This window comes from Cohnella terricola, assembly GCF_007786475.1.
Taxonomy (GTDB): Bacteria; Bacillota; Bacilli; order Paenibacillales; family Paenibacillaceae; genus Cohnella; species Cohnella terricola.
Map to the genome: position 1 here is coordinate 77,869 of NZ_VNJJ01000017.1, position 14,451 is coordinate 92,319.

The window sequence follows — 14,451 nt, forward strand, 5'->3', positions numbered from 1 at the left end:
TTCGCATGTACAATCAAAGATTTCCGTTAATTATTGTAATCATTTTATTATTGGTAAGTGGTTGTACTGGTAATCAATCAGATGATTCAGCACCTTCGGCTCAGAGTTCTCAACCTTCACTAGGAGCCGGCAACCTTGTCGAGCAAGCGGAGGTACCTAGTGATAAGTTTATGATGGATTTAAGAGAAACCTTGAATTTATCCTTCAAGATTTTACAAGCAATGGATGGAAAAGATTATACATTTTTAGAATCCGTAACAGCTTCGGGAGTAACGATCGATAAAGAGAATAATCAAGTAATTTACAACTTTAGTGGAGAAGAAATGAAGTATGATTTCCTTACAGGAATAAATTTAAATAACTTAGAATATTGGGGTTCGGGGTATATCGAGAGCTCTTCAAGATTTCAAATTGTGCTTGCAAAATTCCTTAATGATACTCATGGTACGATATATTTTGATTTTATTAAAGAGAGTAACCAGTGGCTATTTAATGGGATTACAACAAATGCTTAGAGTGGTGGATAAATGACATGAACATTCTAATTGCGCAGCCCCGTCTGGAGAGACAGCTCACACAGCTCGAATATGAGATGTCTGCTCATTCAGATGTAGATGTTGTTATTTTTCCCGAAGGATATATTAATCATAATATTGAACATGCATGTGAACTTGCTAGAAAACATTCAAAAATTATCATTTCAGGACATAAAAATCCGAAAGACAGGGCGCTTATCATCGACCGCGAAGGCAGAATTCTTCTCGATCGAGCCAAATACGATGAATCAGCACTGGTTGAGACTGAGGGTAAAGTCATTGGTTTGATTCTTTGTGATGAACTGATTATTCAAGGCATGAGTAATATGAAACCCACAACGATAGACTTCATTGTTCACCCCATTGGAGTCGGGATGTTCAGCGAGGATCAATTTGACGAATGGATTGCTGCAGCTAGAAAGATCGCCATACAATATCACGTTATGATAATCGGAACGAGTCATGCAGACGGATCTTTTAGAGGCAGCGACATTTCAATACCGATCGCTTACTGTATCGATAAGGATGGCGAAGATATATTCGTTTCAAAGAATGATATTCGAACAAGGATATTGAATTTTGATTCCGGTGAAGATTTCGTAACACAATAATACAAGGCGGTGCAGAAATGTCGGACAATTGGAATACTTACTTAACAGTCATTGATAACAAACCAGCTTCATTTATGTTGGATATGGAACCTTGGAAAGATGGTTCCAATGAAATGTTCGTCTACTTGTATCGGCTCAGTGTTACATTGAATGAACCGAATGAAAATGGATTAACTTGCGATAAAGAAGCAACCAAATTGTATGAGATTGAGGATTCAATTCATGATGCCTTGGATAGTCATTATATGTTTGTCGGAAGGATCACCACGAACGGCAGGAGAGATTTTTATTACTATACGGACGTTATAGAGGCTAGCAAATTGGAACATCTTGCCGAAACAAATCTTGAAAATTATTCTTATCACTTCAGCCGAATTGAAGAGCAGAACCCAGGGGCCTTCTATTATGAGTTTTTATATCCCCAAAAATCCGAAATGCAGAGAATGATTAACAGACAGATCGTTAATAAACTTAATGAACTTGGAGACATCTTGGACAAACCTAGAACCGTTAATCATTGGATCTACTTCAACTCATCTGAGTCTAGTCATCTTTTCATGGAGAAAGTTCAAAAGGATGGATTTTTGATTGAGGATCAGGACTCACAAGATGTTAAGATCAGGTTGAGAATATCAAGAAACGACTGTGTTGATTTTCACTCTATCGGCGATGTAACTGATTATTTAGTAAATGCGGCACAAGAATTTCATGGGGAATATGATGGCTGGGAGACGAAAGTCTTTAAAGAACCGGAAAGCCTCTTCAGCGGATTGAAAAGGATTTTTAAGCGGGGAAAGTAACATTAAAGATCTGACGAGATATTTGAGGATGAATCGGGACTTTCGCCCATTGGGCGTCAGATGTATAATCATGGAAGATGACTCAGACAGCAAACGACCCGGCCTAAGATAGGAGCTATCTTTGGCCGGGTTGTGTCGTATTTATAGATGCGGAGGCGCAATCAAATATGGCAAATAAAAGAGGAGACAAATTGAACGGTCATGAACAAGTCGCTGAATTTATGAACAAGCTTGAACATCCATTTAAAAAAGAAATCGAAGAGGTCCGAACCATCATACTCAGTGCTAACAATCAACTTACCGAGTATATTAAATGGAACGCTCCGAGCTTCTGTTTAGATAATGAAGACAGGATCACATTCAACTTACGTGGCAATGGGTATTTTCAACTTATCTTTCATTGCGGATCCAAGGTAAGAAAATACGAAAGCAATGAACCGTTATTTCATGATGATACTGGTCTATTGGAATGGCTCGCAAATGACAGAGCAACGGTGAAGTTTCGGGACATAAACGATGTAATTGAGAAGCAAGAAAAGCTAATACGGCTAGTAAACCGATGGTTAGAAGTTACAGTTGAAAGGAGATTTCAATGAAGGTAAAGCTTGATCCAAAGGATTATGAAAGTCATGAAATAAGCTGGTTATGCATTAAGCCAATGTTAATAGCTGTTCGAGGGAAGGATCTCCAAACTAAATTAGAAATGTACAACCAACTAAACGAAGGTCAGCAGGGGTTGTTTTTATTCTATTCATTTCATAACCATACGAAGACAATTGCCGAGTTTTATTGGTTTTCCGCCTACAATATTAATGAATTGAAGTCGTGGAAGGGAATTAGGAAAGGGGTTTTATTTTTTAAGGACTTCAAATTGGCTGATCGGTTAGATGAAATCGAAAAGTTCATTGCATCTCAAAGTAAGCTAAACAGGACAATAAGCCCAACCGACCTAGAAAATGATCGCAAATTGTTCGATGAAGTAAAAATCCTACACGAGAAATATACAAAAGACGCAGAGCTTACGATTCAACTGATGAACGAGTGGGTTTTAGCTAATAAGTCAGAGTTTATTGACAATGGATGAGGGAGCGCCATGATGACCAATCTAGATGATATCGTGGAAGCACGTATTTGTAAGTTTGAATCACTAGTACTTATTGGGTTTAGCGGCCAAAGCATGGAAGAAGAGGATACGGTATTTCGAAAGCTGAATGAACGAATGAATGAAATAGCAAATGCTAAAAGTCATGTTCAATACCTCGTCGTGTCGGGTAAGAATCCTATCCCATTCGTTGGAATCGAAGTGACGGCCTCCGGCAATGTTCCTAACGGAATGAATGTTATGATAATTCCGGTAGGAGAATACGTTGTATTTAAGTTTAAGAAAGAGCATATAGGTGAATTCTGGAGTCATGTATGCACAATCGACAACCAACAAAAATATCGTATCGATCTTTCGAAACCACGGTTCGAGATCTTTAAGCCCGAACTGCAAGGTTCTGAATTTATTGAGTGGTATATACCTACTTAGGTGTTTGAATCGGAAGCAGGAACTAGGTAACGAAAGTAGATCATAACAGATAAAATGAAGAGCCGAGAATAAAAGGAGCGATTTCTATGGATAAGAGGTACCCGATTGGCAGATTTGATTACTCTGGAAAAGTTTCATCCACCCAAAGGGAAATTTGGATCAACGAGATTGAGGAGTTCCCTTCAAAACTGAAGGAAGCCGTGAATGATTTATCGGAAGACCAATTAGATCTGAGATATCGTGATGGCGGATGGACAATACGACAAGTTGTTCACCATCTTGCGGATAGTCATATGAATAGCATGATTAGATTTAAGCTTGCCCTGACGGAAGAAACCCCTACCATTAAACCTTATGATGAAAAACAGTGGGCCGAACTTCAAGATTCAACGAATGCCGATATTCATCTATCCGTCATGCTGTTAGAAGCTTTACATAGCAAATGGGTGTTTCTATTGAGATCAATGACGGAATCGGATTATCAAAAACAATTCTACCACCCCGCATACGATAAAATGCAATCGCTTGAGTATACTCTTGGACAGTATGTTTGGCACGGTAAGCATCACATAGCTCATATTTCAACCGCCTTCGGGGGTGAACGACAACATGATCTCGATTCAACAAGTTGAATACGAACAAAAATCTACTTTACGAAATCTTCTACAATTGTATAAATATGATTTTAGCGAGTTTGATTCAGAAGATGATATAAACCCCAGTGGCTTATACGAATACATGTACTTAGATCATTATTGGACGGAAAATGGCAGATATCCATTCTTCATCAAGGTAAACCATAAGCTGGCGGGGTTTGCTCTTGTTAGAACTTTCGGGACAAATGAAAATGAAACGAATCCATTCATCTATTCGATAGCAGAATTCTTCGTCATGAAGAAATATAGAAAGTTAAAAGTCGGACAAACCGTTGCCTTCGAACTGTTTAATAGATTCCCCGGTTGCTGGAAGGTCGCTCAAATAGAAGAGAACGAGCCGGCACAGGCTTTTTGGAGAAAGACGATTGATCGATATACGAACGGAAGATACAAAGAAATACGAGAAGATGATTGGGAGGGTCCAATTCAAACATTTTCGTCAAACATGGAGGATAACGCATGAAAAAGTTTATCAAGCAATGGATACCTAGCTTCGCAATTGCTTTGTTGCTTTCACTATTCATTAAAACCTATGTCGCAGATGCCATGAGAGTCCCAACAGGATCGATGATCCCGACCATACAAATACACGACCGCATCGTTGTCGGAAAAATGATGTGGATGACAAAATTAGATCATGGTGACATCGTTGTATTTCATCCGCCTGTTGCAGGGGAAACGAATTCAAGATTCGTTAAGAGATTGATCGGGTTGCCGGGCGATGTTATTGAAATTAAAGACGGAGTTCTGTTTAGGAATCAAGAAAAGATCGATGAACCTTATATTAAGGAAAAGATGAATTATTCTTATGGACCGACTCAGGTTCCGGATAACAGCTATTTCTTTTTGGGCGACAATCGGAATCTCAGCTTTGACTCGCACGCATGGGAGACTCCGTTTGTAGACAGAGATCAACTAATAGGTAAAGTTATTTTTGATATTCCGACACACTTGCTGTTCAGATAATTCGATAAATGAATTCAGGGGGTCATCCAATGGATAAGAAATTTGCATTTTCGCGAATCGGCTATGTATACGCTCCAACAACCCGCATCGATGAGTCCATTACATGGTACACTGAGCATTTGGAATTCAAGTTAATGCAAAAGTTTCAAGACCGCGGTTCTTTCATAGCCGTTCTGCATCACCCTCACATTAACTCGATTGCACTTGTGCTCACTGAAACAAGTGTCAAGCAGCCCTTGGAGATCAACAGAAATGGGAGTCCCTTTCCGATTATGGCGATGAATTGTCCAGATATTGAATATACGTATCAGTTGCTTAAAGGCAAAGGAGTAACAGTCGACGAGTTACATACTCTTGGAGCGGGTGAAGCGAAGTATTTTTACTTCAGAGATAATGAAGGAAATTTGCTAGAAGCAGCGTGGTCGAAATGGGACCCAAAAGACGAGATAAAGGAAAACTTTTTGAAGTAAACGTTAAGGACTGACAAAGGATTTGAAATTCATTAATAATCTTGCGAATTGGTATATCTAACTATGAGTAGCAGTCGCGATAATGATTCCTAATCAAAACAGTCTAGAGGTTGGAGAGAAACTATGAAGAAGATGAGCTTCTTTTGTTGTGTGTCCGCAATATTACTTCTCTCAGCCTGCACCGATCCTAAAATAAATCAAGGTCCGACTCTTACAATAGAAAGACATGATCCACTGCATAAAATGGGTGATCAAGCGGTCTTCATTCAGACAATTGAAGATATAAAGCAAATAGAAAAGCTGATACAACTCATTAATGATCTTCCAGAATTCCCGGAGGGTATGCAACATTGCCCACTAGACAACGGTGTCAATTATGATTTGAAATTCAACCATATTTATAGTGAGAATGAAGTGAACGTCAAAGCGACAGGATGCCAAGGGGTTAGAGTAAATAACAAGGAATATTGGGGACTCGAACCGCAGGGAAACGGGTTTGGCCCATTTTTTCAAAGCTTGCTTAAAGGAGAAAGTAGATAAAAATGAAAGCACCTATTTTTTTCGGATCGGTTCATCTTCTTATGTATCGGAATGATCAGGTTTTGCTATTGAAAAGAAAGAATACTGGATTCGAAGATGGCAAGTGGAGCGTTGTAGCCGGAAGAATCGACGGCGGGGAAGAAGTAATCGCAGCCGCGATTAGGGAAGCGAAAGAAGAAGCCGGAATAGATATCGATCCAGATCATTTGAAAATTGTTGGCGTCACGCATAGAAAGAACAAAAACTCCGAGTGGATAGATTTTTATCTTGCCGTGCAAGAATGGAAAGGAACAATCATCAACGCCGAACCTCATAAATGTGAAGAACTTAAGTGGTTCGATGTTAATGGTTTGCCTGAAAACATGATTGCATATGTAAGAAAAGCGGTAGAAAAAAACCATAAAGAACTATGGTTCGAAAGCGTCGGATGGTAAAGTCATTTCAAATTGGTGATAAACGATGGAGGGAAGCTCATGGAATTAAAATACAATGACTATCTGATTAGCGACGATAAGTCAAAGATATGTGTCGAGGAAGTCATCGAGATGCTGTCCAGTAGTTATTGGGCCAATACAAGGCCGATTGAACGGACGAAAAAAGCCATAGAAACTTCGTATTGCCTCGGCGTTTTTCATCATGAGAAACAAATAGGATTCGCGCGAGTGATTACGGACTGGGCCACTTTTTATTATTTGTGCGACGTCATTATTCATGAGTCACACAGGGGGAAGGGAATAGGGAAGAAACTCGTCGAGACCATCATCCATGCAGAGGAGCTTGAAGGAATATTGGGACTATTAGGGACGAAGGACGCCCATGAGTTGTACGCGAAGTATGGTTTTATCAAGGATGGAGAACGTTTTATGAGACTGCCTCCCAAATGGATTAATCAATGAGTTTTAATCGTAATTGCAAAGTACCCTTAATCGCTTCCCCCAATCTTGTCCATTAACGGTTCCTCGAACGAAAATAACGGAATGAGTCTATTTCTGCAAAAGGGTGAGAATATGGACATCTTTCTAGAAAAAGCCTCCGAGCTTGATGCGGAATCTATATTCGATATTCAAATTGCTGCCTTCACGCCATTATTGAAGAAGTATAGAGACTATGAAACCAATCCTGCCAACGAAACGATAGATAGGGTGATCGCCAGAATCAACAATCCCGATGGGGGATTCTATAAAATCATGGCAAACCAAGTTCTTGCAGGAGCGATATGCATGTTCCGGCGTGATGAAGCCCATTATTGGATCAGCCCTATGTTTATTCGTCCTGAAAATCAAGGGAAAGGGATCGCCCAGCAAGCGATCTTTTTATTAGAACAAGCGTTTCCTCAGGCCAAGACTTGGGAATTAGCAACGATCTTAGAGGAGGAACGCAACTGTCATCTATACCGGAAAATGGGCTACTCCGAAACCGGAATTCGCAAGACAATCAATGAATTTACGACACTGGTTTATTATAAAAAGGTTGTTCACAATGTCATATAAGCGAAATCACTTAGAGGTTTTGTAAAGGAGAATCCGAATGAATACGAAACCCATCATCGCTACCGGAAGAACAGCGGAAATCATCGAGTACGATAACGAACATGTACTAAAGTTATTCAGACCAGATCTGCCCGAGCATCTCGTCGAGATGGAATTTAACAATAGCAAAGCGGTCTATGAGACGGGTGTTCATTGTCCGGAACCGATAGAAATGAGAGAATATGGCGGCCGCAAAGGCATTTTGTACACACGAATAAGCGGCAGCACCATGCTTCAAACTTTATTTCAAAATCCGTCCGTCTTGACCGAGGAAGCCCGGAAGTTTGCTGCCATCCACATCGATATCCATAAGAGATCTGTCGAGAAGGTTCCGGCTCAGAAAGAACGATTAGAGGAGCAAATCAAGCATGCACCGCTCATGACCGCCCAGGAAAAAGATCAGGTCGCCGAAAGGCTTCGTAAGCTTCGGAATGGAGACCAGCTTTGTCATGGGGACTTCCATCCGGATAATATCATTCATGGCGAATCAACGGACTGGGTCATCGACTGGATGACCGCAACGAGGGGGAACCCGGCAGGTGATGTCGCTCGGACTTATCTCATGCTTAAATTCGGGCAAGTCGCGGAAGAAATGCCTCAGGACGTCCAAGCAATGGTTGCTCAGGTGAGAAACCGGATCCTGGAGATTTACTTGGAGGAGTATTTGAATCAATCCAGCGTCACGATGGATGACATCCGTGATTGGACCCTCCCCTTAGCGGCAGCGAGACTGGGAGAATGGATACCGAAAGAAGAGAAAAAACAACTTCTTGAATGGATCAGAAGCCATCTATAGGCATCATGGTGAAAGGGGATAGTGGTATGAATATGGAAATCATCGGCGTACCTTCTAACTGGGGAACGGAGTTAAAGCAAAAACATATTACCGTTCTGGAACGAAATCATAGATTAGTCGTACTGTTTCCCGGCCGGAATTATCCATGCGAAATGCCAGCACTTTATTATGCCGGCAATACCGCTATTCAATATCAATACGACTTGCTCATTCTGGAATATGGTTATCAAGCCGCAAGAAGCCATCTTGACCTTCAAGACTTACCCCGGGTCATCGATGAATGCTCCGAATCGATCCAACGAATCGTTGATCGTTACGACGAAGTCGTATTCATCAGCAAGAGCTTGGGGACCGTTGTCGCTGGCGAGGTTCATTGCAAGCTGCAAAGGCCTATCCGCCATCTCTTTTTGACCCCGCTGATCGAAACCATTCCGTTTATTAATCGATCATGCGGAATCGTGATTTACGGAAGCAACGATCCCTTTTTCAAGCCTGAAGATGCTGGGCGAATTGATCTGAGTGGGGACATTCGACGGATTGAAATTCCAAATGCGGATCATGCTTTTGAAACTGGAGACGTTCAAGAAAATATCGCCATTCTGCAACGTTTAGCGAAGACATATGGAGAATTTCTGTCATGGAATTGAAGATCATGAGTCAATCCTTTGCCGTCATTTCCGATATTCATAGCAATAGTATGGCGTTAGAAGCCGTGCTGCAAGATATATCGCGACGAGGCATCAAGGTCATTGTTAATTTAGGAGATAGCTTATTTGGACCGATCGACCCGCTGGGAACTGCGAAGTTACTCATGAGCAACCCGAATATCGTTCATGTGATGGGCAATTGCGATCAACTTCTGCAGCAGGAAAATATCGACTCCCCGTCGTATCGGTTCGTTAAAAACCTAATCGGCCCCGAGATCGAGCATTGGATCGGTACTTTTAAGCGCACATGGACATTTGAAGATCTTTTGTTCTGTCATGGTACGCCTTATTCGAACGAACGCTATTTACTCGAAGAAGTGGACGAAGCGGGAGTGCGATACAAGACCCCTGATCAACTAATCGCCGAGCTGCAAGAAATTCCGCAAAACTATATCTTCTGCGGGCATAGCCATGTATTTCAAATGATCTACTTGCCGGACGGCAAAACGATAGTCAATTCGGGAAGCGTAGGGCTGCCCGCGTATTATGAAGAAACGCCTTATCCGCATGCGATGGAATCCCGTTCGCCTTACGCAAGCTATGTCATTGCCCATAAAGCCGCGGACAATCATTGGCGCATCGAACATATTATGCTTCCGTACGATTGGGATAAAGCAAGCACGATCGCGCGGCAGAATAGGCGCGAGGATTATGCCTATCCCATCCAAACAGGAAGAGCGTTACTGCCGTAACTGACAAAATCTCTACGGTGACGTTCGAACCGATTAAATATGCGAGGGAATCTTTTCCTCCGGAATCTCTCCGTCGATGCCCAAGTAATAATGCCTGATCGGCGACAATCGTTCGTCTAATTCATACACGAGCGGAATGCCGGTTGGAATGTTGAGGTCGGCGATCCCGTCGGCAGGAATCCGGTCCAAATACTTCACCAGCGCTCGCAGCGTATTGCCGTGAGCCGAGATGAGAAGATGCTGGCCGGACGAGAGTGCCGGAGCGATCGCCTTCTGCCAATATTTCAGCACCCGGCGTTCCGTATCCTCCAAATTTTCCGTTAACGGAAATTCTTCTTCCCGCAAACTCCGATAGCGCGGGGCGGACGCCTCGTACCGTTCGTCGGTTCTCTCCAATGCCGGAGGACGGATATCGACGGATCTGCGCCATAAGTGCACTTGTTCCTCGCCATACTTTTCTGCCGTCTCGGCTTTATTCAATCCTTGCAAGGCACCGTAATGCCGCTCGTTCAGCATCCAGCTTTTGTAGTCAGGTATCCAGAGCAGATCCATCTCCCGAAGGACGATCCACATCGTTTGAATCGCCCGTTTCAGAACGGACGTATGCGCCGCATCAAAGACGTAACCATGTTTCTTCAATACGATCCCGGCTTGTTTGGCTTCCTCCAGCCCGTTATTCGACAGATCGACATCCGTCCATCCCGTAAATCGGTTTTCGAGATTCCACACGCTTTGTCCATGACGAATCAATACGAGCTTAATCATCGTAAAAACCTCCTTATAATGAAGAGCCTGTTCAATACCATCATAGTTTTCAATTCCGGCGGATGTCAAAACTTTCTAGGCAAATTGCCCAGAAAATAAAAATAGCCTATATTAAGGAAAAACAATTCAAACAAAAATGGGTCGGCTTACAAGGAGGGGGAACCATGATTGTTCGCGAATGCGAAGACGATTTTACGATGATCACGCAGCATGATCATGCGGACTTGTCTGCTCAGTTTGCTCGCCAGTTCAAGCCCGAGTTTTATATGGACACCGAGTTTACGGACGATGTTCTTCTGGCGATTCGCGAGCATGATAGAGGATGGATCGGATTGGATGAAATCCCTCTATGGAACGATCGCATTCATGCGCCGTTCTCTTTCTTCGATTATCCGCTTTACCCCAAGTTGCTTATGTACACCAAGGGAATTAATGAAGTAGAACGGACGAGTCGGTATGCAGCTTTGTTATGCAGTCTTCATTACACCTCGTTCGCCAACATCCGGGACTCGAAACATCCGGATTGCGTCGAGTTCATGAATACCGAGCTGCGCAGGCAGGAACAAATCGGACAGCAGCTCATTCATCCGGCATCCGAAATAGTTTTGCGGCATTTGTGGCTGTTGCAATTATGCGACGATCTCTCTTTACGTTTGCTTTAATGAAAAAGGAGCAAAGAAAGAGGAAGAGCACCCTTGGTTTCGAGAAGGAATTAAAACCAAACTTAGCAGCTCTCCCTATTCTGCAAGATGGATAAGCGATACGGAAATCGGAATCCGTCCGTTTCCTTTTAAGGCTCCTTTTCAAGTAACCATTAAAACCAAACAGGTATCCAAAAGGACGAGAAGCCGAATCGGGATCGAGTTAGCCTATCAAGAAACGGATTATACGGAGCATTCCATCATCTTCTCGGATCTAGCTTAGATGTAGAACTTGAAGACCTTTGCGTATACATAATCCCCCTATTGGCAATCTTAACCACCATCGGGGGTGGTGAAATGGGAACGGTGGATTGGAGCCGAGCTTTAACGGAGATGACGCTGGCTTTTCATATCTTGTTCGCGACGGTCGGCGTCGGCGTACCGCTTTTTATTTCTTTGGCTGAATGGCTGGGGATTCGAAAGAAAGATAGGCATTATTCATTAATGGCCCGAAGATGGGCGCGAGGATTTGTCATAACGGTGGCCGTAGGCGTTGTCACTGGTACATGCATCGGTCTTCAGCTTAGTTTATTATGGCCTGAATTTATGCGGTTGGCAGGTCATATCGTGAGCTTGCCTTTGTTTCTGGAGACGTTCGCGTTTTTCTTCGAGGCCATATTCCTCGGTATCTATCTCTACACATGGGACCGTTACTCCAACCCTTATCTCCATTGGTTGTTAACCCTGCCCGTCATGATCGGTTCGTCCGGCTCCGCGCTGTTCATTACGACCGTCAACGCCTTTATGAATACGCCGCAAGGATTTGCCGTCCGCGAAGGAAAGTTGACAGACATTGATCCGCTCGCCGCGATGTTTAATCCGGCGACCCCGTCCAAGGTATTGCACGTTCTGTTCTCCGCTTATTTGACGGTCGCCTTCCTGCTGGGGATGATCGCGGCCTTCTCCATGCTTAGAGGCCGTAAAGACGAGTACTATCGCAAATCGCTTCGCTTAAATATGACGGCGGCCGCGATCTTGGCGGTCGCGACGATCGGAATAGGGGACATGTCCGCGCAGTTTCTGGCCAAGGAACAGCCGGAGAAGCTCGCCGCCGCCGAGTGGCATTTTGATACCGGGGAAAGAGCGTCATTAATCGTCGGCGGACGATTAAATCCCGTTACGCAGGAGATCGCGGGAGCGCTCGAGATTCCTTGGGCACTCAGTCTTCTAGCGACGCACAGCCTTGACGGAACAGTCGTCGGTTTGAACGATTTTCCCCGAAAGGATTGGCCGCCGCTCTACGTTCATTATTTATTCGATGCGATGGTCGGGATCGGTTTCTACTTGTTGGCCGTACCCATTCTATTCTTGGCGCTGCTGATTATCAAGCGTTGGAACGCATACAACCGATTTGTTCTCGCATGTGCTCTCGCGGGAGGGCCGCTGGCGCTGCTTGCTATTGAGCTTGGATGGTTTTATGCGGAAGTTGGCAGACAGCCTTGGATCATAAGGGGATATTTGCGTGTGTCCGATGCGGCCACGACCAATAGCCATGTCAATCTGGCATTCTGGTTGTTTGCCGGTTTATACGCAGTGTTAGGTGTCGTTTGCCTGTTCGTGCTGGCCCGTCTGTTCCGCAATCAACCGGCGGAGCTGGAACTGGAAACCCGGCGCATTATCTTATAAGGAGCGTACGGACATGGCGATCGAACAACTCGGCATTGCGGTTCTATGGAGCTTTCTATACGGCTATCTGATCGTGGCCTCCATCGATTTCGGGGCTGGTTTCTATGCCTATTACGGACGGATTAGCGGGGTGGAGACGGTCATCGCGCCGGTCATCTCCAGATACTTGTCCCCGGTATGGGAAGTCACCAACGTTTTTCTCGTGTTCTTCTTCGTCGGGATCGTCGGCTTCTTTCCGGAGACGGCTCATTATTATGGAACGGCTCTGCTGATTCCCGGCAGCATCGCACTTCTGCTGCTCGCCGTTAGAGGATCGTTCTACGCCTTCGCGAATTACGGCGTGAACAAGAATTCATTTTACCTGCTGGCCTACGGCGCGACAGGTTTATTGATCCCGGCCGCATTGTCGACGGTGTTTACGATTTCTGAAGGCGGTTTTTTGACGGTTCGGGGCAACGATGTCTTCCTGCTGATGGAAGAGTTGTTCTATAGCACGTATTCATGGGCGGTCGTTCTGCTCGCGCTGTCGAGCGTGCTGTTTATCAGTTCGACTTTCCTGACGTATTACGCGGCTCGCGCGAATGACCCTAAGGCGCTCGAGCAGATGCGCCGATTCGCCCTGTGGGGCGGCGTACCGACCATCATATCCAGTCTGTTCGTATTTATCGCCTTGCGAAACCACAACCTGGAGCATTTTCAGCGTACGTTGGATGTTTGGTGGCTGTTTGGGCTTTCCTTGGTCAGCTTCATCATCGCGATATGGTTCATCTGGAATCGCCGATCGTATGGCACCGCCTTCGTTATGGTCTTGCTTCAGTTCGCTTTTGCGTTTTATGGTTACGGCATTTCACATATGCCATACTTGTTGTATCCGTACTTGACGCTATATGGCGGAGTGACTAATCCGGTCATGGGACGCGCTTTGGTCATCGCCTTCGTTGCGGGTTTCGCTCTGCTCGTTCCATCGCTTGTTCTTCTGCTGAAAATGTTTCTGTTCAACGCCCGGTACGTGAAGGGGGATCTGGCATGAATCGGTTCGAGCTTCAGGAAAAGTGGCTGATCCGGCTCTGTTTTGGCATCGCCTTCCTGCTTCTATTGTCGATCATCGGACACCTCGTTCGAGCTTGAAAACCTCATGATATCCTCCAGGCTTTCCTACAGTCCAATCACGTGATTCATGCCCTTCAGACTGCCCTCCCGGAATTGCTCGATTAATTCGAGCTACTCGCCCGCAGAGACGCTGACATCCAGAATTGCTCGATTAATTCGAGCTACTCGCCAGCAAAGATGCTGCCCTCCCGGGAATAGCTCGATTAAATCGAGCTATTCGCTCGCAAAGACGCTACCCTTCCGGAATAGCTCGATAAAATCGAGCTACTCGCTCGCAAAGACGCTGCCCTCCGGTCAAGTCCATTTTTATGTGTATATTCTCTTTAGATGAGGTTAGCCGGATGCAGTTAAACACGGCTACCTTTTTCTTTTTTCCATACTAGGTATGTCCGCATGTCAATAAATCGTTTTTCTT

Annotated in this window: 20 protein-coding genes and 1 pseudogene; 20 read left to right on the forward strand and 1 reads right to left on the reverse strand. The window is 44.3% G+C overall.

The features are described 5' to 3' along the window. Positions 1-5 precede the first annotated feature (5 nt). The 17 genes from FPZ45_RS21645 (at position 6) to FPZ45_RS21725 (ending at position 9,834) form a co-directional block, all read left to right on the forward strand. On the forward strand, positions 6-515 hold the full coding sequence (locus tag FPZ45_RS21645) for a hypothetical protein (protein WP_144706420.1): 510 nt from the start codon (positions 6-8) through the stop codon (positions 513-515). Positions 516-532: 17 nt separating this feature from the next. Next, a complete protein-coding gene (locus tag FPZ45_RS21650; protein WP_144706422.1) occupies positions 533-1,147 on the forward strand; it encodes a carbon-nitrogen hydrolase family protein in 615 nt (204 codons plus the stop codon). Positions 1,148-1,164: 17 nt separating this feature from the next. Then, positions 1,165-1,947 carry a DUF695 domain-containing protein gene (locus FPZ45_RS21655; protein ID WP_144706424.1) on the forward strand — a complete coding sequence of 261 codons (783 nt, stop codon included), beginning with the start codon at positions 1,165-1,167 and terminating at the stop codon, positions 1,945-1,947. 167 nt (positions 1,948-2,114) lie between these two features. Then, a complete protein-coding gene (locus FPZ45_RS21660; RefSeq protein WP_144706426.1) occupies positions 2,115-2,543 on the forward strand; it encodes a DUF1801 domain-containing protein in 429 nt (142 codons plus the stop codon). Next, positions 2,540-3,031, forward strand: coding sequence for a hypothetical protein (locus FPZ45_RS21665; RefSeq protein ID WP_144706428.1), 492 nt, complete (start codon positions 2,540-2,542; stop codon positions 3,029-3,031). Before FPZ45_RS21660 ends, FPZ45_RS21665 begins: the two co-directional genes overlap by 4 nt. A gap of 9 nt (positions 3,032-3,040) precedes the next feature. After that, positions 3,041-3,478, forward strand: coding sequence for a GyrI-like domain-containing protein (locus tag FPZ45_RS21670; protein ID WP_144706430.1), 438 nt, complete (start codon positions 3,041-3,043; stop codon positions 3,476-3,478). An 86-nt stretch (positions 3,479-3,564) separates the two neighbouring features. After that, positions 3,565-4,110, forward strand: coding sequence for a YfiT family bacillithiol transferase (locus FPZ45_RS21675; RefSeq protein WP_144706432.1), 546 nt, complete (start codon positions 3,565-3,567; stop codon positions 4,108-4,110). After that, the gene (locus FPZ45_RS21680; protein ID WP_144706434.1) at positions 4,088-4,597 is read left to right on the forward strand and encodes a GNAT family N-acetyltransferase; all 510 of its coding nucleotides are present in this window, start codon (positions 4,088-4,090) and stop codon (positions 4,595-4,597) included. Before FPZ45_RS21675 ends, FPZ45_RS21680 begins: the two co-directional genes overlap by 23 nt. After that, on the forward strand, positions 4,594-5,100 hold the full coding sequence (gene lepB / locus FPZ45_RS21685) for a signal peptidase I (protein WP_144706436.1): 507 nt from the start codon (positions 4,594-4,596) through the stop codon (positions 5,098-5,100). The genes FPZ45_RS21680 and lepB overlap by 4 nt, the downstream gene beginning before the upstream one ends. Before the next feature lie 29 nt (positions 5,101-5,129). Then, entirely contained in the window at positions 5,130-5,570 is a 441-nt protein-coding gene (locus FPZ45_RS21690; RefSeq protein WP_144706439.1) for a VOC family protein, read from the forward strand. A 123-nt stretch (positions 5,571-5,693) separates the two neighbouring features. Next, a complete protein-coding gene (locus tag FPZ45_RS21695) occupies positions 5,694-6,110 on the forward strand; it encodes a hypothetical protein (RefSeq protein WP_144706441.1) in 417 nt (138 codons plus the stop codon). 2 nt (positions 6,111-6,112) lie between these two features. Beyond that, complete coding sequence (locus tag FPZ45_RS21700) at positions 6,113-6,544, forward strand: NUDIX hydrolase (protein WP_144706443.1); 432 nt, start codon at positions 6,113-6,115, stop codon at positions 6,542-6,544. A gap of 39 nt (positions 6,545-6,583) precedes the next feature. Further along, positions 6,584-7,006 carry a GNAT family N-acetyltransferase gene (locus FPZ45_RS21705; RefSeq protein ID WP_144706445.1) on the forward strand — a complete coding sequence of 141 codons (423 nt, stop codon included), beginning with the start codon at positions 6,584-6,586 and terminating at the stop codon, positions 7,004-7,006. A gap of 111 nt (positions 7,007-7,117) precedes the next feature. Further along, a complete protein-coding gene (locus FPZ45_RS21710) occupies positions 7,118-7,600 on the forward strand; it encodes a GNAT family N-acetyltransferase (RefSeq protein WP_144706447.1) in 483 nt (160 codons plus the stop codon). A 37-nt stretch (positions 7,601-7,637) separates the two neighbouring features. Next, positions 7,638-8,435, forward strand: a complete 798-nt coding sequence (locus tag FPZ45_RS21715; protein WP_144706449.1) for a phosphotransferase family protein — start codon at positions 7,638-7,640, stop codon at positions 8,433-8,435. A 26-nt stretch (positions 8,436-8,461) separates the two neighbouring features. Then, entirely contained in the window at positions 8,462-9,082 is a 621-nt protein-coding gene (locus tag FPZ45_RS21720; protein ID WP_144706451.1) for an alpha/beta fold hydrolase, read from the forward strand. Next, positions 9,073-9,834: a metallophosphoesterase family protein gene (locus tag FPZ45_RS21725; protein ID WP_246120540.1), complete on the forward strand. Its 762-nt coding sequence runs from the start codon at positions 9,073-9,075 to the stop codon at positions 9,832-9,834. Before FPZ45_RS21720 ends, FPZ45_RS21725 begins: the two co-directional genes overlap by 10 nt. Before the next feature lie 33 nt (positions 9,835-9,867). On the opposite strand, the gene gpmA is transcribed toward FPZ45_RS21725, so the two are convergent. Next, positions 9,868-10,599 carry a 2,3-diphosphoglycerate-dependent phosphoglycerate mutase gene (gpmA, locus tag FPZ45_RS21730; RefSeq protein ID WP_144706453.1) on the reverse strand — a complete coding sequence of 244 codons (732 nt, stop codon included), beginning with the start codon at positions 10,597-10,599 and terminating at the stop codon, positions 9,868-9,870. Positions 10,600-10,796: 197 nt separating this feature from the next. On the opposite strand from gpmA, the pseudogene FPZ45_RS26080 reads away from it, so the two are divergent. From FPZ45_RS26080 to FPZ45_RS21750, 3 genes and pseudogenes are all read left to right on the forward strand, one after another. Continuing rightward, positions 10,797-11,523: pseudogene (locus FPZ45_RS26080) on the forward strand (DUF3891 family protein). Between the two features lie 74 nt (positions 11,524-11,597). Next, entirely contained in the window at positions 11,598-12,926 is a 1,329-nt protein-coding gene (locus tag FPZ45_RS21745) for a cytochrome ubiquinol oxidase subunit I (protein WP_144706457.1), read from the forward strand. A gap of 13 nt (positions 12,927-12,939) precedes the next feature. Next, positions 12,940-13,956 carry a cytochrome d ubiquinol oxidase subunit II gene (locus tag FPZ45_RS21750; RefSeq protein ID WP_144706459.1) on the forward strand — a complete coding sequence of 339 codons (1,017 nt, stop codon included), beginning with the start codon at positions 12,940-12,942 and terminating at the stop codon, positions 13,954-13,956. Positions 13,957-14,451: the final 495 nt, after the last annotated feature.